At 64.2% G+C, this 21,521-nt stretch carries 17 protein-coding genes; 10 read left to right on the top strand and 7 right to left on the bottom strand.

The window, feature by feature from the left end:
• Nucleotides 1–9: 9 nt before the first annotated feature.
• Both AC0IZJ_RS07930 and lysS read right to left on the bottom strand, forming a co-directional pair.
• On the bottom strand, nucleotides 10–2,685 hold the full coding sequence (locus AC0IZJ_RS07930) for a right-handed parallel beta-helix repeat-containing protein (RefSeq protein WP_471848384.1): 2,676 nt from the start codon (nucleotides 2,683–2,685) through the stop codon (nucleotides 10–12).
• A gap of 144 nt (nucleotides 2,686–2,829) precedes the next feature.
• Entirely contained in the window at nucleotides 2,830–4,371 is a 1,542-nt protein-coding gene (gene lysS / locus AC0IZJ_RS07925) for a lysine--tRNA ligase (protein ID WP_471848484.1), read from the bottom strand.
• 63 nt (nucleotides 4,372–4,434) lie between these two features.
• Here lysS and AC0IZJ_RS07920 point away from each other — a divergent pair, with 63 nt between their 5' ends.
• From AC0IZJ_RS07920 to AC0IZJ_RS07875, 10 genes are read left to right on the top strand one after another with little or no spacing between them, the layout of a single operon-like run.
• Nucleotides 4,435–5,631: a lipopolysaccharide biosynthesis protein gene (locus AC0IZJ_RS07920; RefSeq protein ID WP_471848382.1), complete on the top strand. Its 1,197-nt coding sequence runs from the start codon at nucleotides 4,435–4,437 to the stop codon at nucleotides 5,629–5,631.
• Nucleotides 5,631–6,197: an acyltransferase gene (locus AC0IZJ_RS07915; RefSeq protein WP_471848380.1), complete on the top strand. Its 567-nt coding sequence runs from the start codon at nucleotides 5,631–5,633 to the stop codon at nucleotides 6,195–6,197. The genes AC0IZJ_RS07920 and AC0IZJ_RS07915 overlap by 1 nt, the downstream gene beginning before the upstream one ends.
• Entirely contained in the window at nucleotides 6,194–7,282 is a 1,089-nt protein-coding gene (locus AC0IZJ_RS07910; protein WP_471848378.1) for a glycosyltransferase, read from the top strand. The genes AC0IZJ_RS07915 and AC0IZJ_RS07910 overlap by 4 nt, the downstream gene beginning before the upstream one ends.
• Nucleotides 7,279–8,505: a glycosyltransferase family 4 protein gene (locus AC0IZJ_RS07905; RefSeq protein WP_471848376.1), complete on the top strand. Its 1,227-nt coding sequence runs from the start codon at nucleotides 7,279–7,281 to the stop codon at nucleotides 8,503–8,505. The genes AC0IZJ_RS07910 and AC0IZJ_RS07905 overlap by 4 nt, the downstream gene beginning before the upstream one ends.
• Nucleotides 8,502–9,173 (top strand): class I SAM-dependent methyltransferase, encoded by a 672-nt coding sequence (locus AC0IZJ_RS07900; RefSeq protein ID WP_471848374.1) that lies wholly within the window; start codon nucleotides 8,502–8,504, stop codon nucleotides 9,171–9,173. The genes AC0IZJ_RS07905 and AC0IZJ_RS07900 overlap by 4 nt, the downstream gene beginning before the upstream one ends.
• A 46-nt stretch (nucleotides 9,174–9,219) precedes the next feature.
• A complete protein-coding gene (gene gmd, locus AC0IZJ_RS07895) occupies nucleotides 9,220–10,344 on the top strand; it encodes a GDP-mannose 4,6-dehydratase (RefSeq protein WP_471848372.1) in 1,125 nt (374 codons plus the stop codon).
• A gap of 17 nt (nucleotides 10,345–10,361) precedes the next feature.
• Nucleotides 10,362–11,291, top strand: a complete 930-nt coding sequence (fcl, locus tag AC0IZJ_RS07890) for a GDP-L-fucose synthase (RefSeq protein WP_471848370.1) — start codon at nucleotides 10,362–10,364, stop codon at nucleotides 11,289–11,291.
• 3 nt (nucleotides 11,292–11,294) lie between these two features.
• Nucleotides 11,295–12,452, top strand: a complete 1,158-nt coding sequence (locus AC0IZJ_RS07885; RefSeq protein WP_471848368.1) for a DegT/DnrJ/EryC1/StrS family aminotransferase — start codon at nucleotides 11,295–11,297, stop codon at nucleotides 12,450–12,452.
• A gap of 9 nt (nucleotides 12,453–12,461) precedes the next feature.
• On the top strand, nucleotides 12,462–13,046 hold the full coding sequence (locus AC0IZJ_RS07880; RefSeq protein WP_471848366.1) for a sugar transferase: 585 nt from the start codon (nucleotides 12,462–12,464) through the stop codon (nucleotides 13,044–13,046).
• A 34-nt stretch (nucleotides 13,047–13,080) separates the two neighbouring features.
• A complete protein-coding gene (locus AC0IZJ_RS07875; protein WP_471848364.1) occupies nucleotides 13,081–14,955 on the top strand; it encodes a polysaccharide biosynthesis protein in 1,875 nt (624 codons plus the stop codon).
• 46 nt (nucleotides 14,956–15,001) lie between these two features.
• Here AC0IZJ_RS07875 and AC0IZJ_RS07870 read toward each other — a convergent pair whose 3' ends face one another.
• From AC0IZJ_RS07870 to AC0IZJ_RS07850, 5 genes are all read right to left on the bottom strand, one after another.
• Nucleotides 15,002–16,186 carry a Kelch repeat-containing protein gene (locus tag AC0IZJ_RS07870; protein ID WP_471848362.1) on the bottom strand — a complete coding sequence of 395 codons (1,185 nt, stop codon included), beginning with the start codon at nucleotides 16,184–16,186 and terminating at the stop codon, nucleotides 15,002–15,004.
• 557 nt (nucleotides 16,187–16,743) lie between these two features.
• Complete coding sequence (locus AC0IZJ_RS07865; RefSeq protein ID WP_471848360.1) at nucleotides 16,744–18,042, bottom strand: Kelch repeat-containing protein; 1,299 nt, start codon at nucleotides 18,040–18,042, stop codon at nucleotides 16,744–16,746.
• A 10-nt stretch (nucleotides 18,043–18,052) separates the two neighbouring features.
• Nucleotides 18,053–19,225 carry a glycosyltransferase family 4 protein gene (locus AC0IZJ_RS07860; protein WP_471848358.1) on the bottom strand — a complete coding sequence of 391 codons (1,173 nt, stop codon included), beginning with the start codon at nucleotides 19,223–19,225 and terminating at the stop codon, nucleotides 18,053–18,055.
• Entirely contained in the window at nucleotides 19,222–20,289 is a 1,068-nt protein-coding gene (locus AC0IZJ_RS07855) for an O-antigen ligase family protein (protein ID WP_471848356.1), read from the bottom strand. Before AC0IZJ_RS07855 ends, AC0IZJ_RS07860 begins: the two co-directional genes overlap by 4 nt.
• Nucleotides 20,290–20,408: 119 nt before the next feature.
• Nucleotides 20,409–21,518, bottom strand: coding sequence for an N-acetyl sugar amidotransferase (locus tag AC0IZJ_RS07850; RefSeq protein ID WP_471848354.1), 1,110 nt, complete (start codon nucleotides 21,516–21,518; stop codon nucleotides 20,409–20,411).
• Between the last annotated feature and the right edge of the window lie 3 nt (nucleotides 21,519–21,521).

Here is a 21,521-nt window from a genome sequence, read left to right as displayed (position 1 = left end):
CTGCTGCCGTCACGGCTTCCAGCGATCATCGGCGCTCAACACCACCTTTGCCGTGTTCGGAGCAAGCGTCACGGGCCAGGTGATCGCCTGTCCGGAGAGATCGGAAACAGTGCAGGTACGCAAAACGGCAGACGGGCAATCCACATTCTTTGCTGCGCCGGTTTCGTTGGTCAGAAGCACTGATTCGCGGGACGGCGACAGCAGTTCGTAGCTCCTGACTTGCGAGACGACGACCTCCCGGAACCGAACCGGCTTGCCCGCCTGCCCGGAGAAGTTCAGCCGGGCCTGATCATCTCCCGTCGCGTTGAACAACGCACCGACGACCTGTTGCGCCGCGCCGATCCGCTGGTCGGTCAACACCACGCCCAACTGGCCAAAGTCGCCGCCGTCGCGGTTGATGGCCATCGTCAACACCGAGCCGGCGGCGCTCTCCGCACGGACCTGGAGCTGATACAGATTGCTGCCGCTTGAGCTCGACATGCGAAAGGGGCCGCTCGTCAGGAAATCGCTCGGGCCCGAAGGATTGAAGTCTGCGCAGCCTTCGCTCGCGCAGGTTCCGAACGTCAGCGTTCCCGCAGAACCTGCCGTGGCCCGCTCGAGCGACCAACCGGTGCCCGCGACCTGGAATTTGCTGTTCGGAATGAGATTTGCGCCGCCGTCGGTGACCAGGAAGGGCCGTGCTGCATACAGGACCTTGACGCTCTCCGCGGCGGCATGGGCGGCCCACTGCGCCTCGTCGAGCACCTGAGGCGTGAAGCCGCTGACCAAGGCCCAGCGCACGGCGGACGCCGCAGTCAGGCTGGCGACGCTGTTGCGGCGGACGATATTGGGTTCGGCGCCGCTGAACATCAGTTTCGCGTCGCTCGGATGCACCCATGCCTGGGCGTAGACCAGGCGAGACACGGGCGCGGTGGTGCTCGCCGCTGAAGCGATCAGATGGCTTGACGCATACAACGCGTTGTCCTGGATGACGTTCCCGCGCACGCGGTCGGTTGCAAGGCTGTTGTGCACCCGGATCGACGATTGATCCGCCAGCCAGACCTGATTCGACTGGATCAGATGGTTCGCACTGTTGTGCAGATTGATGCCGACGCCGACCCGGGTGACCATGTTGTTGAGCACATCGTGGTTTGCGCTGCCCTCATCGAGATAGATGCCGGCCACCAGCGCGGTGGCGCCGCCCACGGCGCCTTCTACATTCGCGACCAGGTCGCTGATCGCATTGGATGTGATCGATGCGCGTTGCGACGTGCCCGGGGCGCCCCCGGAATAGACCGCGCCGCAATCGGTGAAGCGGCGGCAGGCCCTGAGCAGCGAATTGCCCGAGACGGTCGTGCCGGCGGCGTTCGAGAGCAGGATTGCCGCGTAGCCGGAATCCGAGATCCGGTTGTCGCGGATCGCGCCGCCCGTTGATTTCATGTAAACACCGGCCGACACGCCGGTGTCGCTCGCACCCACTCCGGTGCTTTCGATGTCGTTGCCAACGATCTCGACTCCAGGGCTTGTCGCGCTGATGCCATTCACGCCGGCATTGCTGATGGTGCTGCGCTGCACGGTCGTGCCGCTCGATTGATCGCTGCTGCTTCCCGCGATCAAGATGCCATGGGCTCCAGCATGGCGTGACCGGATGGCCGTCACGGCCGTTCGTGGCGCATCGACGATGTGCAGGCCTGCCTGCGCTTGCCGTTCAAACGCGATCTGGTCCACCCGAATGCCGGAAATGCCGGAAAGCGTCACGCCGAAATCTCGCTCCACGCTCTCCAGTGCAGCGCCTTGCGGGCTGCTGCCGTCGGGTGTCCATACGTAGAGTCGCCCGGCAGCTGCGTCATGAAACCACTCGCCCGCGGTGTCCAGCAAAGCCAGCTTTCCCTCGACAAAATAACCTTCTTCCGCCTGCGGTGCGTAGGTCGGGGCGGCGGCCAGTGTGATGGCGCCAGTGCCGGTGGAACCGGCCACGTCCTGAGCCTCGACGAGCCATGGACTGGTACGGATGTAAGCCTTGGCGCCCGCCAGATCCATGCCCGCCAACACGCTGGCATCGAACGGCTTGATCACGAACCTCGTCGTGCTGGACACCGAATCGATCAGCTTGAACTCGTGCCCGATGCCCCCGTAGTTCGGGTAGCGAGCGCGTGTCAGCCTGGTTCCGTTCAAGTACAGGCTGGTGACGGGCCGGGACCAGTTCGTCACGTACACCGGCTTGCCGCCAAGGCCCGTCGCGACGGTCCAGGTGCTGCCAGCTACGAGGTTCGCCCCTGAAATGATGGGTCGGTTGGCCGCAGTGCAATCACCCCATGCGCCCAGCGTGGCGCCACCTGAGGGCACGTTAGCGGCTGCCAGCGTGATTGACTCCCGCCAGGTGCCGCCGCACTTCAGCAGCAGAGAGTCGCCGGATGCCAGAACCTGGGTGCTGGCCCGGGCTAGCGTCTTCCACGGAGAACTCTGGCTGCCCGCAGCTGCATCGTTGCCAGCGTCGGCGTCAACGAACCAACTGCGGGATGTGCTGGGCGGCGGGGGCTCGGCGGGCGAGTCGCCGCCACCACCACCGCCACCACCACCGCACCCTGCGATGGTCAGACCTGCAAGCAGAGCGGCAATGCTCGTTCGTCGCAGCTTGGCGACTTGGGCTTGCCGTGCATTCAAGGGCATGGTGCCGCTCCCGGTGGGTTCGATGCGCAGCGCCACGATAACGTAGCCGTCCGTGGCACTCCCGCATGGAATCCGCGGCAAACCGTGTGCCCGGCCATCCGAAGACCGGGTATGAAATCAGGCCCTTCAGCTGCGCTCTCGGCCGATGAGCGAGCCAGGATCAGGCGCGGTGCAACCGCCTCAACCCTCTCGACGCAGCGCCGGGAACAGGATGACGTCCCGGATCGACGGGGAGTCCGTGATCAGCATCATCAGCCGGTCGATGCCGATGCCGCAGCCGCCCGTCGGGGGCATGCCGTATTCCAGCGCGCGGATGAAGTCGGCGTCGTAGTACATCGCCTCCTCGTCGCCGTCGTCCTTGTTGGCCACCTGCGCCTGGAAGCGCGCGGCTTGGTCCTCGGCGTCGTTCAGCTCCGAGAAGCCGTTGGCGTACTCCCGGCCGGTGATGAAGAGCTCGAAGCGCTCGGTGATCTTGGGGTTGTCGTCCGACGCCCGGGCCAGCGGTGACACCTCGACGGGGTAATCGATGATGAAGGTGGGCTCCCAGAGCTTCTCTTCGACGACGGCTTCGAACAGGCCGAACTGCAACTCGGCCAGACTCCAGCGGGCGGGCGCTTCTTCCCCGGCGGCGACGATCTTCGCGCGCAGCAACTCGGCTGAATCGGCTTCCTCGCCGGTGAGCCCGGCGAACTGGATCAGCGAGTCGCGTACCGAGACGCGCGCGAACGGCTTGTCCAGCGCCACCGGCTTGCCGGCGTAGGTCAGCGCGGCGCTGCCGGTTGCGGCAATGGCCGCATGGCGCAGCACGGCCTCGGTGAAGTCCATGATGTCGTGATGCGTCCAGTAGGCCGCATAGAACTCCATCATCGTGAACTCGGGGTTGTGGCGGACCGAGATGCCTTCGTTGCGGAAGTTGCGGTTAATCTCGAACACGCGCTCGAAGCCGCCCACCACCAGCCGCTTCAGATACAGCTCGGGCGCAATGCGCAGGAACATCTCCTGGTCCAGCGCGTTGTGGTGGGTCGTGAACGGCTTGGCGTTGGCGCCGCCCGGGATGGGGTGGAGCATCGGCGTCTCCACTTCCAGGAAGCCGTGGTCCACCATGAAGCTGCGGATGGCCGACACGCCGTGGCTGCGCGCGACGAAGCGCTTGCGTGCGGCCTCGTCCGTGATGAGGTCGACATAGCGCTGGCGATACTTCTGCTCCTGGTCGCTCATGCCGTAGAAGTCGCCCGGCAGCGGGCGAAGGCTTTTGGTCAGCAGGCGCAGCGTGGTGACGGTGATCGTCAGCTCGCCGGTTTTGGTCTTCATCAGCGCGCCTTCGCCGCCGATGATGTCGCCCAGATCCCAATGCTTGAAGGCGCCGTAGACCTCGGGGCCGACGTTGTCAATGGTGACGCGCAGCTGGATGCGGCCGGTGGCGTCCTGCAGCGTGCAGAAGCTCGCCTTGCCCATGACGCGCTTGAGCATCATGCGGCCGGCCACGGTGACCTTGATGGCTTGCGGCTCCAGCGCCTCGTTCTCCAGAGGGCCGTACTGCTCCTGCAGCGGCAAGGCGCGGTGCTGGGGCTTGAAATCGTTGGGGAAGGGCACGGCCGTGGTGGCCCGCAGCGCAGCCAGCTTTTCGCGGCGCTCGGCGATCAGTTGGTTTTCGTCGGCGGCGGGAGCAGCTGGGATGGGCGGTGTCGTTTGGGTCATTGCGGGCCTTGGTGAATCCAGGATTTTAGGGAACTACCGGAGCAATCCCGGGCGAGAGGTCCGGCGCTTCCTACAATCCCGCGCCCCATGAGCCTCAAGCGCGCCACTCTCACCTTGCTTGCCGGCAGCGCGCTGGCCCAGGCCATCCCGCTGTTGCTGGGCCCCTGGATCGCGCGGCTGTACACGCCGGCGGAGTACGGCCAGTTCTCGCTCGTGTGGACGGTGGCGAGCAACCTGGCCGTTGTTGGCTGCGCGCGCTACGAGTTCGCGCTGCCCCTGGAGACGGGCGAGAAGGGCGCCGCGGCCCTGTTGGCGCTGTGCCTGCGCATGCTGCTGGCGATGACGGCCATGGCCATCCTCGTCGGCGCAGCGTGGATGGTGTGGGCCGACCTGTCCCTCGCAGCAGCGCTGCCCCTGGTCGTGCTGGCGTTGGCGGCCAGCCAGGCGCTGGCCCAATGGGCGGCAAGGGCAGGGCGCTTCGCCGTGCTGGCGTGGGGTCGCGTCTTGCAATGGGGCGGCGCTGCGGTGGCCCAGGTGGGCTTCGGGCTGATGCAGGCGGGGCCCTGGGGCCTGGTGGGCGGGGCGGCGCTGGCCACGGCGGCCGCAGCCGCATTGCAGGCCCGGCCGGCACCGGCAGGAGGCTGGCGGCGGCTGCTCGACTCCCAGCCGCTGCGCGAGTTTGCCGACAAGCACCGCGACTTCCCGCTGCTGAACACGCCCCATGCCTTTGCCGGCGCGTTGCAGGACACGGTCGCCATCGCGCTGCTCGCGGCCTGGCTGGGCGCGGCAGAGGCCGGCGCCTGGGCGCTGGCCCTGCGCTATTTGAAGGCGCCGGCCAGCCTGGTGGGCGGCTCGCTGTCGCAGGCCCTCTACCCGCGCCTCACGCAGGCGGGCAACCTGCTGGAAGCCCGCACACTGGTGCGCCACAACATGCTGCTGCTTGCGGCTATCGCGCTGCCGCTGATGCTATCGCTGCTGGCTTTCGGGCCCTGGCTGTTCGCCACCGTTTTTGGTCCTGAGTGGCGCGGTGCCGGCGAGCTGGCTCGGTCGCTGGCGCCCTATATCGCCTTGCACTTCATCGCCTCGCCAATGTCGGTCGTGACGATGGCCTGGGGCGCGCAGGCCTGGGCGCTGAAGCTGGCGCTGGTGGGGCAGGTGCTGTTCGTCGGCGGTCTGGCGGCGGGGCTGCAGCTGGGCGGCCTTGCCGGCGCGGGTTGGGGCGTATCGGCGGCGATGCTGCTCTACTTCGGCTACTTTTTCTGGTCGCTCTGGACCTGGGACTGATGCGCGTCTTTCTCAATCGCTTGCGCCGCCGCCTCGTGCGGCTGCTGGGTTTTCGCCTGTTGTTCGGCGAGGCCGGCGCGCCGCATTCGCGCATCGCGCCCAGCACCTGCATCGAGGGTGAAGCAAGCCTGCAACTGGGCGACCACGTCTTCATCGGCCAGTTCAACTTCATCGATGCGGGTGCGGGCCTCGTCATCGAAGAGGGCGTGCAGATCAGCAACTTCTGCTCCATCGTGACCCACAGCACCCACGATGCGTTGCGCGTCAACGGCCGCCGCAGCGCCACGCTGGGCGGTCAGTTGCCGGGCTATCGCAAGGGCGCCATTCGCCTGGGTGCCTACAGCTTTGTCGGCCCGCACAGCCTGATCGAGCCGGGCAGCACGCTGGGCAAGGGCGCCATCCTGTGCGCCTATTCGCAGCTGCGCGGCACGGCACCCGACTTCGCCATCATGGCCGGGCAACCCGCCCGCCAGATCGGTGATACCCGTGAACGCGACGCGGCGCTGCTGGCCCTGCATCCCGAATTGCGCGCGGCCTATGAGGCTTGGGCGGGAGCAGCACCATGAGCCTCGGCGGTGGCCTCAAGCTGGTCCTCATCGGCGATGGCGAAAGCCCGCACTTGCTGAAGTGGGCCCGTGCGCTGAACCCACGCGTGCAGCTGCACGCCATCTCGTCGCGCGGTTTCCTGCCCGAGTTCAATCAACTGCTGCCCGACGCGCGGCGCTTGGCACTGAACACCGAGCCCGACCATGCCGGCGGCAATGTCGCGCTGATCAAGCAGTTGCCGCGCATCGGCGCCTGGCTGGCCGACACCGACGCGGACTGGCTGCATGCCCACTACCTCACCTCGCACGGCTCCCTCGCCTGGGCCGCCAAGCTCGGCTGGCGACTGCGCGCGCAGATCGCCGGCTCCGCCTGGGGCAGCGACATCCTCGTCACGCCCCAGCGCGGCGGCGCCTGGCGCTGGATGACCAAGAAGGTGCTGCGCAACTGCGCGCTGACGACCTCGGACTCGCTTCACATGGCCGAGCGCATGCGCGAGCTGGGCGCGGGCGAGGTCATGACCTTCCCCTTCGGCCTGGAGGCCATGCCGAAACAGAACGCGAAGAAGCAGCCCTGGCTGTGCTTTGCGAACCGGGGCCTGGAGGCGAGCTACCGGCCGCAACTCGTCGTGGACGCGTTCGCGCGCATCGCCGCGGTCCAGCCCGAGGCCCGCCTCGTCGTCGCGAATGACGGTTCAATGCGCGCGGCGCTGGAAGCCGAGGTGATCGCGCGTGGCCTGGCCGAGAAAGTCAGCTTCGTCGGCCGTCTGGATGCGCAAACGCAGGCGTCGTACTACGCCCGCTCGACCTGGTTCCTGAGCCTGCCCGAGAGCGACTCCGTCTCCGTCTCCGTGCTGGAGGCGATGGCCCATGGCTGCGTGCCAGTGCTGTCCGAGCTGCCCGCCAACCGCGAGGTCATCGGCGACTCGGCGCGAGGGCTGATCGTGGCAGGCAATGTCGGCTCGCTGGACGACCTGCCGGCGCGCATGGCCGCGCTGGACACCGCCAAGGTCGCCGCCGTCAACCGTGACTGGGTCACCGCCAACGGCCTGTTCGAGCCCCATGTGCAGCGCTTCCTGACGCGACTGAAAGAGCTGACCCCCGCATGAGGATCCTCCTCGTCAACCACTATGCCGGTTCGCCGCGCCACGGCATGGAGTTCCGCCCCTACTACCTGGCCCGCGAATGGGTGAGGGCAGGGCACGAGGTCACCATCGTCGCCGCCAGTCACTCGCATGTGCGCGCCGTGCAACCCGAGGTGGCGGGTGAGCCGCGCGAGGAATTCATCGACGGCATCCGCTACCGCTGGCTGCCCGTGCCCGCCTACCTGGGCAACGGCGTCGGCCGCCTGCGCAACATCCTGTCCTTCCTGCGCCAGCTGCGCGCCGATGCCCGGCGTTTGGCGGGCGAGTTCAAGCCCGATGCCGTCATTGCCTCCAGTACGTATCCGATGGACATCTGGGTCGCCAGAAAGCTGGCCAGGCTCGCCAGGGCGAAGCTCGTCTACGAAGTGCACGATCTCTGGCCGCTGTCGCTGATCGAGCTGTCCGGCATGTCGCCCCGCCACCCTTTCGCCATGCTCTGCGGCAAAGCGGAGGCGGACGGCTACCGGGACGCCGACATCGTCGTTTCCATGTTGCCGTGCGTGCATGAGCACATGGCGTCGCGGGGCCTGGACCTGCGCAAGCTGCACATCGTGCCGAACGGTTTTGCGCCGGAGGAATGGCAGGGCGACTCGGCACCGCTGAATGAGACGCTCGCGGCTCATTTGGACGCCGAACGCGCAGCCGGCCGCGTCATCGTCGGCTATGCCGGCTCCATGGGCCTGCCCAACGCGCTGGACGTGCTGCTGGACGCCGCAGCGCGCGTGATGGATTCGTCGCTGAGCTTCGTCCTTGTCGGCAGCGGCCACGAAGCCGCGCGCCTGGCTGAACGGGCTGCTGCCGAAGGCCTGACGAACGTGCACTTCTTCCCTCCGATCCCCAAGGCGCAGATCCCGACGCTGCTTGCACATTTCGACATCGCCTACATCGGCTGGCAGCGCACGCCCATCTACCGCTTCGGCATCGCGCCCAACAAGCTCATCGACTATCTGATGGCTGGCCGCGCGGTGCTGCATTCGGTCGAGGCCGGCAACGACCCGGTGGCCAAAGCCGGCGCGGGCCTGACCGTCCCGCCGGAGGACGCTGAAGCCGTTGCCCACGGCCTGCTGATGCTTGCCGCCCTGCCGCCGGACGAGCGCGTCGCCATGGGCCAGCGCGGCCGCGCCTTTGCGATGGCGCACCACGCCTACCCCGTGCTTGCCGCACGCTTCATCACGGCCCTGAAGTGAGCGAACTGGACGCGATCGCTCAACGCTACGCCCGACGTGGCGGGAGCGACCGCTACAGCCTGCTGCGCCCCGAGGTCTGGCAGATGTGGCAGGAGCGCCAGCGCGAGTTGTTGAAGTTGCTCGCCAGGCGCCCGGGTCAGCCCGCCGACTGGCACGCCGCCGAGGTCGGCTGCGGCGCCGGCGGCAACCTGCTGGACCTGCTCCGCCTGGGCCTGCTGCCGACCCAACTGACCGGCATCGAACTGCTGCCAGAACGCCTCACCGCCGCCCGCGCAGCCCTGCCGGAAGGCGTGCGCCTGCTGGCCGGCGATGCGGCGACAGCAGACGTACCTCCGGCCAGCCAAGACCTCGTCCTGCAATCAACTGTTTTCTCGTCCATCCTCGACGACGCGCTGCAACAGCGTGTGGCCGATGCGATGTGGCGCTGGCTCAAGCCCGGCGGCGCCGTCGTCTGGTACGACTTCACCTTCAACAACCCGCGCAACCCCGACGTGCGCGGCGTGCCGCTCAAGCGCGTGCGCGAGCTCTTCCCGCAGGGGCACTTCACCGCCCGCCGGGTGACGCTGGCGCCACCGTTGGCCCGCGTGCTGCCGAGTGCCTACGGCTTCTTTAACCTTGTCCCTTGGTTGCGCACACATCGGCTCGTGCTGATCGAGAAGACGGGCTAGACATTTATCATCTGGATATTCGCCATAAAAATCAGTGGAGTACCGATTGAGCGCCTCCCCGAAGAAAGCCCTGATCACCGGCGTGACCGGCCAAGATGGTGCCTACTTGGCGGAGCTCCTGCTGTCCAAGGGCTACGAAGTGCATGGCATCAAGCGCCGTGCTTCGTCCTTCAACACAGACCGTGTCGACCACCTCTATCAGGATCCGCACGTCGACCATCAGAGCTTCAAGCTCCACTACGGTGACCTGACCGATAGCACCAACCTGATCCGCATCGTCCAGGAAGTGCAGCCGGACGAGGTCTACAACCTCGGTGCGATGAGTCACGTCGCGGTCAGCTTCGAAAGCCCGGAGTACACCGCCGACGCCGATGGCATGGGTACGCTGCGCCTCCTGGAGGCCATTCGCATCCTCGGCTTGGAAAAGAAGACGCGCTTCTATCAAGCCTCGACGTCCGAGTTGTACGGCCTCGTGCGGGAGATTCCGCAGAAGGAGACCACGCCGTTCTACCCGCGCAGCCCCTACGCGGTGGCCAAGATGTACGCGTACTGGATCACGGTCAATTACCGCGAGGCCTATGGCATGTATGCGTGTAATGGCATCCTTTTCAACCACGAAAGCCCGCGGCGCGGCGAGACCTTCGTCACTCGCAAGATCACGCGCGCCATCGCGCGCATCTCTTTGGGTCTACAAGACTGCCTGTACCTGGGCAACCTGAGCGCACTGCGTGACTGGGGTCACGCCAAGGACTACGTCGAAATGCAGTGGCTGATGCTGCAGCAGGACCACGCCGACGATTTCGTCATCGCCACCGGCGTGCAGTACAGCGTGCGTCAGTTTGTCGAATTCGCAGCCGCTGAATTGGGCGTCACTGTTTCGTTCGAAGGCGAAGGCGAGAGCGAAATAGGTCGCGTGGCGAACGTGGAAGGCAAGAAGGCCAAGTGCAAGGTCGGCGACGTCATCGTCAGGGTCGACCCGCGCTACTTCCGCCCCACCGAAGTGGAGACGCTGCTGGGCGACCCGACCAAGGCCAAGGAGAAGCTCGGCTGGGTACCCAAGACCAGCCTGAAGGAGCTGGTGGCTGAAATGGTGCAGGCTGATTACACCGCCGCGCGTCGCGATAGCCTCGTCAAGATGGCTGGCTTCCAGGCTTACGACTACAACGAGTGAGAGCCGGCCCTTCGTCGATGGACAAGAACGCAAAGATCTTTGTTGCCGGCCATCGCGGCATGGTGGGCGCTGCGCTGGTGCGCCGACTGCAAGCGGGCGGATATACGAATGTGTTGACCGCGGCCCGTGAGCAGCTCGATTTGCTGGACCAGCGAGGCGTGCACGCCTGGTTGCAGAGCGAGAAGCCGGACTACGTCTTCATTGCAGCTGCCAAGGTAGGCGGCATCCAGGCCAACAACGTCTACCGCGCCGATTTTCTGTACCAGAACCTGATGATCGAGGGCAATCTCATACATGGCGCGCATCTCGCAGGCGTTCAGCGGCTCATGTTCCTCGGCTCCTCATGCATCTATCCCAAGCTGGCACCGCAACCGCTTCGGGAAGACAGCCTGCTCACCGGCCCGTTGGAGCCGACCAATGAGCCATATGCCATTGCCAAGATCGCCGGTATCAAACTCTGCGAGAGCTACAGCCGGCAGTACGGCCGGCAGTACGTCAGTGCGATGCCGACCAATCTGTACGGCCCGAACGACAACTACGACCTACAGAACAGCCATGTGCTGCCCGCATTGATTCGCAAGGCCCACGAAGCGAAGCAGCGTGGCGACAGCGAGCTTGTGGTGTGGGGTACCGGCACGCCGCTGCGTGAATTCCTGTATGTGGATGACCTGGCGGATGCCTGTGTCCATCTGATGGAAACCGCGGCCGAGGACGTGCTGGTCAACGTTGGCGTCGGACACGACGTCACGATCCGACAGCTGGCCGAGCTTGTCTGCGCGGCAGTTGGATTCAGCGGCGAACTGGTATTCGACACCAGTAAGCCTGACGGCACGCCACGCAAGTTGATGGACGTTAGTCTGCTGGCAAGCCGAGGCTGGCGGGCGAGCACGGGCCTGGAAGAAGGCATTGCTCTGGCGTATTCAGACTTTCTCAAGCGGTACGGTTGAAGCATGTCCATTGATTTCCTGCCCTTCGCGCTTCCGGACATCGGCGAAGACGAGATTGCCGAAGTTGTCGACACGCTCAAGTCCGGCTGGATCACGACCGGCCCGAAGGCCAAGCGCTTCGAGCAAGCCTTTGCCGAGTTCCTGGGTGACCCGCAGATCGAATGCATCGCCGTCAACTCGGCGACCGCTGGCCTGCACCTGGCGCTTGAAGCCATCGGCCTCGGCCCTGGCGACGAAGTCATCACGACGACCCACACGTTCACGGCGACTGCCGAAGTCGTGCGCTACCTAGGCGCAGACGTGAAGCTCGTCGACATCGATCCCGCGACGCTGAACATCGATATCGCGGCCATCGAAGCTGCGATCACGCCCCGGACGAAGGCCATCCTGCCGGTGCACTACGCGGGCCTGGCGGTCGACATGATCGCCATCCTCGACATCGCCCGCCGCCACGGCCTGCGCGTCATCGAGGACGCTGCTCACGCGCTGCCGGCGACACTGGAGAAGGAACTGATCGGCACACTCGGCAGCGACGCCACCGTCTTCAGCTTCTACGCCAACAAGACGATGACGACGGGCGAGGGCGGCATGCTTGTCACGCGCAATGCGGAGTTGGCGAAACGTGCCCGCATCATGCGCCTGCACGGCATGAGCCGCGATGCATTCGACCGCTTCACCGCCAAGGTGCCGAGCTGGTACTACGAGATCGTGGCGCCGGGGTTCAAGTACAACCTGACGGATATTGCCGCGGCGCTGGGGCTGCACCAGCTCAAGCGGCTGCCCGCGTTCCAGGCTCGCCGAGAATTGATAGCCGCCCGCTTCCATGCCGCCTTCGCCGACCTGCCGCTGATCTTGCCGCCGGCCGCGCCCGAAGGCGACACGCACTCCTGGCACTTGTATGTCGTGCGCCTGGCCGACGGTGCGCCCCTCACACGCGATGCCTTCATCCAAGGCATGTTTGCCGCCGGTATCGGCTGCAGCGTGCACTACGTGCCGCTGCACCTGCACCCGTACTGGCGCGACCGCTACGGCCTGACGCCATCCCAGTTCCCGCAATCGCAGAATGCGTTCGAAACTGCGGTCAGCCTGCCGCTGTACACGGCGATGAGCGACGCGGACGTGGCGCGCGTCATCGCTGCGGTGTTCGCGCTGCTGGCCTGAATGCCGACGGTGGCCAAGCGCGGCTTTGACGTAATCCTCTCGGCGGTCGGCCTGCTGCTGCTGGCACCGCTGTTGCTGCTGGTCGCGATCTGGATCAAGCTTGACTCGCCCGGCCCGGCGCTGTTCCGCCAGACCCGCGTCGGCCGCAACGGCGTGCCGTTCACGATCCACAAGTTCCGCACGATGCGGGTGCAGCCGGGTGCAGAGATCACCATCGGCGCCGACCCGCGCATCACTCGCGCCGGCCGCCTCCTGCGTGCGTCCAAGCTGGATGAATTCCCGCAGCTGTGGGACGTGTTGCGCGGCGCGATGAGCCTTGTCGGGCCTCGACCGGAGGTGCCACGCTATGTGGCCTTCTATCCGGCCGCGCTGCGCGACGTGGTGCTTTCAGTGCGCCCCGGCATCACCGATCCTGCGTCGCTGAGCTTTCGTAACGAGAACGAGCTGCTCGCCAATGCCGCCGACCCCGAGCGCGAATACGTCGAGGTCGTCATGCCGATGAAGCTCACGCTCGCGGCCGACTACGTGCGCACTGCAAGCCTTGCGGGCGACGTGCGGCTGATTCTGGCGACGCTTGGTGCGCTAAAGACCTGACGCGCCGAGCGCCGTCGACGAAAGACTGGAAACGATGAACTGGCTGTCGCTCGATGCGTTCCTGACGCGCGTCCGCCCGCACCGGGAGGCCTTGGCCCTGGCGCTGGATATGACCGCCGTGGCGGTCGCCTGGCAGGCGACGTATCTGTTCCGCCTTGGCTTTGAACGCTGGTTCAGCGCCCGGCCTGGATACGACCGCTGGGTGATGCTGGGTATCGTCGTTCTGTACGGGCTGCTGCTCAGTCTCTTCAATGTGCCCAAGGGCATGTGGCGTTTTAGTGGCTTTGGTGAAGTGAAGCGGCTGTCTGTCGTTTGTGTCACTGCAGGCCTCATCGCCGCAGCGGTGGTGTTGATGGCCCAGCTGCTCGCTGTGCCTCGCGCCGTGCTGGCGCTGCATCCAGTATTCGCGCTGATGGCGCTGGCGATGATGCGCATGGGCTATCGCATGCTCTATGAGCACATGCGTTGCCGGATCAACGGCAGCGCGCGGGAGCAACGGCGCGCGCTGGTCATGGGCGCCGGCGATGCCGGCCGGCTGCTTGTGGCGGGAATCCAGCACCAGCAAGGCTGGGTCGTGGTGGGATATCTGGACGACGCGTTGAGCAAACGCGGTGCCCGCGTTGCCGGCGTGCCGGTGGTTGGCTCACTGCAGGAGGCGACACGGCAGGCAGAGCTGCACGGCATCACGCACGTGATCGTGGCGATGCCTGGCGCGACGGCGTCGCAACGGCGCCGGGCGCTCGATCTGGCCGCGAGAACCGGGCTCGTCGTGCTGACTGTGCCTAACCAGCAGGAGCTGATGGCCGGCCGGGCGGTCAACCAAGTGCGCGACATCGAGCCCGAAGATCTTCTCGGGCGCGAACCGGTGGCGCTGGACGAGGGTGGCATCAGCGAGTGCATCGGAGGCAAGGTCGTCATGGTCACCGGCGCCGGTGGTTCGATCGGCTCCGAGTTGTGCCGCCGCCTCGCGCGCTACGGGCCGTCGCGCATCGTGCTGTACGAGCTGAGCGAATTTGCGCTGTACCAGATAGAGCAGGAACTCGGCGAGACATTCCCCCACATCGAGCTGGTGCGTCTGGTCGGCGATGTGAAAGACCTGGCGCATCTGCGAGTTGTTTTCGCTCGCTACCGGCCGCAGATCGTGTTCCATGCGGCCGCCTACAAGCATGTGCCGCTAATGGAGAATGAAAACGCCTGGGCCGCGTTGCGCAACAACACCCTGGGGACTTACCACGCATGCTTAGCCGCGGCGGAGAACTCGGTCGAGCGCTTTGTGCTTATCTCGACTGACAAGGCCGTCAATCCCACCAACGTGATGGGCGCGACCAAACGCGCTGCAGAGCTCACCATCAGCGACATGGGCAGCCGCGGTTACTCGACGAAGTTCATGGCAGTGCGCTTCGGCAACGTGCTCGGTAGCAGCGGCAGTGTGATTCCGAAGTTCAAAGAGCAGATCGCCAAGGGTGGGCCGATCACCGTGACACACCCGGAGATCACCCGCTATTTCATGACCATCCCGGAAGCTGCGCGTCTGGTGGTGCAAGCTGCGGTGATCGGCGAGACGGGTCAGGTCTACGTGCTCGACATGGGCGAGCCGGTCAGGATTGTGGACTTGGCCCGGGACATGATCCGCATGGCTGGACATGCGGTTAGCGAAGTACCCATCGTGTTCACGGGCTTGCGGCCGGGTGAAAAGCTGTACGAAGAGCTGCTCACCGATGCCGACGCGACGGTGCCTACCAAGCATGCTCAGTTACGTGTCGCCAAATTGCAACCTCCAACCGCCGAAAGCGTTGCGCTGTTGCTTAAAGCGTGTGCCGACTTGGACGCCGGACCGGACCGAACTGCTGAGTCAGTAAGGTCATTCTTGCGTTCGCAGATTCAGGAATACCGCCCGACGGCAAACTGAAGCCGATTGATACGTTCCGCGTACACGTCAGCGTTAAATCGATCTATTATGAGTCGGGGAAATACTGCCAAATTTCAGTTCCTGCGGTGGTTTCCGGGCCAGCATAAGGGGGGCCTCCGAGGATTATCAAGGAGCCATTAAAATAGGCGACTGAACTTGCATGCCTTTTCTGCATTGGAATGGAGTCGGGGATTGGGGTGAATTTAATGCAATCTGGAGCGAAAAAGATTTCATTCGAAAAATTCCCCTGCAGGCCCACTGAGCCATCCGAGACGAAGCAACCTTGGGGTGTCGAGACGAGAGAAAAATGTGTCCTCGGCGCAAATCCTAGAGACGTGGCTTCTCGGCGCCAGTCCAGCCCATCTGCCGATGACCAGATATCGCTGTATTCCTTCACAGTCTCGGCAACTGTCTGACCAGGCAACCCCATCTTCAGTCCCCCGCCAACGACGTAAATGCGATTCTTGAAAAAGGCGGTGCCGTGAACGAGACCTCGCCCAGGCCAAGGCGCTGCTTGAGTCACAGCAGTCCAGGACTTGCCGTCAGCACTGGCCCAAACGTCATTGAGCCCGACAGCGCTGCACTCGGGCTGAAACGCACACCAGTCGTAAGGTTTCCAATACTGGCCACCGTACAAGACGATTTGTTTGCCGTCCGAGATTGCGTTAGGTGTATAGCGTTTTCCGAAGGGTGCCCCAATAATATCTCTTCGCCAGTTGAGGCCGTCAGCCGATGACCAGACGTCGTCATAGAGGTCGCCGCTGATAACGAATAGTCTGTCGTTATGGACAACCCAAGCTGCACCATGGCGACCAAACCAGGGCGCCTCATCTGTAAGCAGCTGCCAATCGTAAACATTAGTAGAGCTCCAAACTTCGTTTTGGCTGCCCTGTCCTGCTCTGTAACCACCTAAAAGAAAAAGCTTTCCGTCCTTAACGAGCAGCCCGGCTCCATCCCGCCAGCCCCAACTATCACTATTTGGAAACGACCGCCAACTGCCTCGGGAATGAACCGAAACGATACGCCGCCCTCCCGGTAGATCAAAGGTGCTGAATTCTTGGTTAAAGCTAGGAAATGACCATTTATAAGTTGAACTTGATTTGCCTTTGGTGGCAGTAATTGAAACGTTGATGCCGCCTCTATCCGAGCAATTGCGATCAACTAAAAGGTAGATGGTGTAGCCAGTGTCATATGCCGATGCGGCGCCGCATTTCTCGGTTACTGCGTTCAATTGAAGCGACGGGTTGGGTGAGGCGGTACCGCCTCCGCCACACGAACCCAGCAGCGCCACTCCCCACAAATATGTAAGCGCGCGGCAACCCCGTTCCATCAAACATCTAAAAAAGTTCCGATGGGCCATGAAGAACCCGAGTGAATGGGTGGTTTGCGCCCGGCTGCTGTATGGCAGATGCATGGGCGTGCGCAGAGCGGTGAATTTATCAGGCAAATCACACTTGAACATCAATCTGGCACTTTTCCTGATGCCACCAACCCAAGCGGCACCGTCGGCAGTCAGATCCAGGCGCTATGCCATCGCTGATGCCATCGCTGATGTAGCGAAGCGACAAATCACACAGCATGTCCACGAGCTTAAGCTGCGCCTTGCTGGTCGAGCGGGAGGTGTGCGCCAGCGGCGACCGCAAGCGCGCCCGGCGGTTGCGCGGGGCGCATTTTAAGTACCCCCCGGTGCCACGATGAAACGCGAATCGGACGTTAAGTTAAACCGAGCCTCATTGGCGTACGAGTATCAAGCTCGACTACCGCCGATCGGTGTCCCAGTCGAGTCGGTCAAGGGAAGTATTGCCAGACCGTGGTGCCGGCGGTGCCGTAGTGCGGTCCGCCCAGCAACACCAGCGAGCCGTTGAAATCGACAAGCGCGCTGGCATGGCGCGTCCCCAACTCCGGAGGCACAGGGACTTGGCTAAAGTTGATGCAGTCCGGCGCGAAGAAGAGGTCGTTGGAAAGGCTGGCTTGGCTTCCGACCGAGCCGTCGGACACGTAACAACCATGGGCGGTGCCCAGGACTGAAAAGTGGGTGCGACCGGGGAACGAAAACTTGCTAGAGCGCTGCGTCCAGAGGACACCATCCGGCGATGACCAAATGTCTATGTACTCGGCAATCGTCTCCTGGTAACGCTCATCCGGCGGAGCCACCTTCAGCCCACCGCCGATGAGGAAGATCTGGTCTTGGAACACTGCCGAACCGTGGATGAGACCGCGGCCCTGCCATGGGGCCTGGTCAAGCACCTTAGACCAAGTCCTGCCGTCGCTGGTTGTCCAGACGCTGCGATCGGCTCGCGCCCTACAGTCGGGCCGGCTGTTGCACCATTCGACGGGTTCCCAGTCCTGGCCGGCGTATAGGACGATGTTGCCGCCCACGACCGCTGCGTTTGGCGTGTAGCGCTGCCCGAAGCCGGCATTTGCCGTCATCAGCTCCCATTGAACGCCGTCAAACGATGACCAGACGTCGGTGTAGAGGTCGCCGCCGATCACCCACATCCTGTTCTTGTAGGTCAGCCAGGCAGCGGCATGGCGGCCCGGCCACGGCGCATGGCCGAGGAAGGTCCAGTTGGTAATGTCGTCGGTCCGCCAGACCTCGCTGGTGACCGGCCCATTCGCCCAACCGCCGAGCAGGTACAGGCTGCCGTTCAGGACCAGCAGCCCGGCACCATCGCGGGACACCCAGCTGCTCTCGTTAGGGAAGCTGCGCCATTGGCCCGACTTGAAAAGACCGATCTGGCGCGTGCCAAGGCCGGGAATCGCGATGCCCGGCAGTTCCTGCTGCAGGCGCAGCGACAGCGTGACGGGCGCACTGGCGCCGTACTGCAGGCGTACGTTAATCGTCGTGTCCACGGCAGTGCAGGCGCGGTCCAGCACGATGTAGACGAGTTTGCCCGAGTCGCGCATCATCGAGCGACAGCTCCCGGCCTCTACGGTGAGCTTGGGAGTCACGGGTGGCGACGGCGGCTCGCCACTTGCACCGCTGTCACCCCCGCTACCGCCACCGCAAGCGGCCAGTGCAATCCCGGCCGCCAGGCTGGCTGCGCGCACGCCCACCAGTCTGAGGAAGGCCGCAACCACTGCCATGGGATCCGGCCTAGCAGGCCGCGCGGGCGCCGGCCGATGCTTCGGCGATCAGCGTTGCCGCTGCTAAGCCGGTCTGCTCGCGCGTATAGCGCGCGGCGACGACACGGCAACGCCCCGACAACTCGCCGATGCGGGCCGGCTCGGCCTTGAGCGACAGGATCGCCGACACAATGGCGTCGACATCGCCGGATTCATGGACCAGCCCGCAGCGGTGCTCGGCGACAAAGTCGCCCGCCTCGCAGGGCGGGGTGATGATGCTCGGGATGCCCATGCCTAGGTACTCCCAGACCTTGACCGGGAATGCATCTTTGGAAATGTCGTCGTCGAGCCGAAGGCACAGACCGAGGTGGCAGCGTTCGACCTCCTTGATGGTGTCGTCGAACGTTTGGCGGCCAAGAAAGCGCACGTTCGCGAGCGTGGTCTTCTGCAGCGGCTCTTCCTTGCGGCCATAGCCGATCACGACGACGTCCACGCGATGGGGCAGCAGCTGCTCGGCGACCTTCAGCAGCGTCTCCACGTCCTGGAAGAAGCCCAGAACGCCGTGAAAGCATACGGTGAAGCGCTCATGCTTGACCGGCGTGCGGTTCATCAACTCCACGGGGAAGCCGTTGTACACGCAGCTGACGTTGGCCGCGGGCACCTCCTGGCGCACTTCGCGGGCAAGCCCCTGCGTCGCGGCGACGACCAGCCGCGCGCCGCTGTACAGCTTGCGGGACCGCTCGGCAAAGAAGCGGTACAGCAGCGACTCGCGGCGGATCAACTCGGCTTCGGCATAGACCTGGGGATAGATGTCGCGCATTTCTAGTACGTAAGGAATGTGGCGCCAGCGAGCGACAGCGGCGATGACCAACGCTGCGATGTAGCCGGGCGACGAGATGATCGCGATGTCCGGCCGCCCGGCACCTGCGAAAAGGCGCCGCGCTGCGACCCAGCCTATGTGCAGTTCGCCCAGCAGGCGTCTTTTCAGTGACAAGGAGTTCTCCACCTCGGGCGTGCCCAGCGTCAATACCCGCACGCCTTCGATGGGCAGAGGGGACGGAATCGAGGTATAGACCGTTATCTCCGCGCTGCGGAGCTCGGGCAACTTCGCCAGCCCTTGCATGATGGACTTGCCACGGAGCGCGGCGGCGCCCGAGTAGGGCGGCATGTGCTGGAAAAAGGCGACGACGCGTCGGATGGTCATGAAGTGGCGCCCACCGGGCTGATCACGGGGGCGGCGGCAGGCGCTGCGGCGCGGGGCTTGAAAGCCGGCAGCTGCCGCCCGAGGAAATAGAAAAAGACGATGTCCGGCACCGAGAGGTTCCAGAACACGAAATACTGGGTCAGCGAGAAGCTGAACATCGCGGCCAAGACCCGCCAATTGGTGGCCCGCAGCTTCAGCAGGATGTACGCGACCAGCGGTAACGGAACCAGCAGTCCATGCGTCGCGAACAGCATCAGTAAGGAGTTGTGCGTGTGTTGGGGCAGGCCGGTGACGAAGTCCTCGACGCGGAAGGTGAGTGACCCGTTTCCGAAGATCGGATCCTCTGCCAGCAGCTCCAGCGCCTTCTGCCAGAAGTACAGACGCGAGAGTTCGGAATGGCTTAGTTCATCGCCGCCGCGGGTGAACTGGAGCACCAGGGCGTCCATGTTGACGGCGATGACGGCGCCGACGACGGCAACCCCCCCGACGCCTAGCGCTAGATTGCGCCAGTTGATCCGGCCAGCGGTGGCGAGCAGCACGAGGAAGAACAGCGTCGAGCTGATTGCCGTGCGGTTGAACGAAAAGAACAGACCCGCCGCGATAAGCATCAACGGCAGCGTGCGGCGCTTGAACATGCCGGGCACCGCAACCACTAGCAGCAACGAGAGAAAGATCTTCTCGGCGAAGATGCTGGAGTTGGAGGACAGGCCGAAGACGCGATTGTCGTACAGCAGCAGCGACTCGGCGGCCAGTTCCTGGTTGGCGATGCTGGCCTGGGCTTCGGTCAGTGCGACCTGCCCCATGGCGTACTCGTAGGCGCCGATGGCAATCTCGCCGCAGGTCAGCAGCACGAAAACCTTGAACGCCGGCACGCGCACGCCCGGCGCCAGCATGGCCGTCAAGGCGACCAGCACCACCGCCGGCGACGAGCCGTGCCTGGACGAATCGAACGCCCCTAGGTGCAGGACGATGTTGACCCAGGCAAGCAGCGCGAAGACCCACACCAGCACCAAGTCGCTCTTGAACTTGCGCTGCGGGTCGCTGAAGGCGATCAGCGCGAGCACACCGAGTAACACCGCGTTCGAGGCGAAGTAGAGCGTCGACAGGTACATCAACCCGCCGATGGCTAGGTCGTAGTACCTGCCGCTCCGCTGGTCGTTCAACGCCACGGCCGGAGTGCTCATCAACGATACCGGCGGCGCTTGTGGATGTTGACGAGTTGCTGGGCCAGCTTGGCCGACGATGGGTACTCGAAGTGGCTCACCGGCGGCGCCTGCATGTACTGAGCGAACTCGTCCTTCGTGAACGATAGCTTCTTGCAGACGTACTCGCGATCCTGTTCCAGCTGGATGGGATCGTAGAGCGGCTTGGCAATCTCCGCCAAGGCTTCGTCGCGCGACACTTCGCCGTTCATGATCAGGTCGGAATAGTGGATGCGTCGTTTGTCGACGTCGAACTTCTGCGGAAGGATGTGCGCCTGGTAGAACTTCGTGAAGGTCGATTCGTAGTGCTTGCCGCCGTAGTACTGCCAGCCCAGTTCGGCCTGCAGCGTGCGCATCGCTTCATCCTTCCGGTAGGGGAGGTAGTTGAGCAGGCTCACCGACTGCGCGCCGCGCACATAGTGGTTCCAGGCCATGCCCCAGACACTCAGCGTGGGGTAGTTCTTGATCGGGCGCGTGCCGAAGCGGCGATGGATTGCCTTTAGGTTGCGCAGGTCAAACTTGAAGTGCTGCCAGGCCGACGGCATGATCGACTCGGTCGTGGCATTGGTGCCCGACAGGATATAGCGGATCTTGTGCTTATTGGCAAGCGCGTACATGGCGGCGAAAATCGCGTGGTCCGTGACCATCTCGATATCAATGACATTCGCTTTAAAGAACGAGCGCTGGATGTCCTTGAACTCCTCCCAATCAATGACGAACGTCAGCAGGTCCAGGCCCAGCCTCTTGACGATTTGCTCGATGTTCTTGATGGCCAGCTCGGAATTCCAGCCGTTGTCGAAGTGCACCGCGAGTGGCTTGAGGCCCAGCTTGATAGCCTGGTAGGCGACATAGGAGCTGTCCACGCCACCGCTCAGGCCGACGATGCTGTCGTAATCGCCCTTGCGGTCGGCCTGCAGCTTTGCCACCAATGCCTGCAGCTTCTCCGCAGCGGCGCCTTGTGAGAAGGGCGTCATCGCGACCTTCTCTTCGTGGATCTTGCAGTAGTGGCAGACGCCGGTGTCGTCGAATGTGACGTCTGCGATGGACGTGTCCATCGCGCAGCGTGTGCAAACTTGGTATTGGCGGCTCATAGG

The organism is Roseateles sp. AC306 (genome assembly GCF_979253795.1).
Note: the sequence above shows the minus strand (reverse complement) of the source record. Positions and strands in the feature narration are given on the sequence as shown.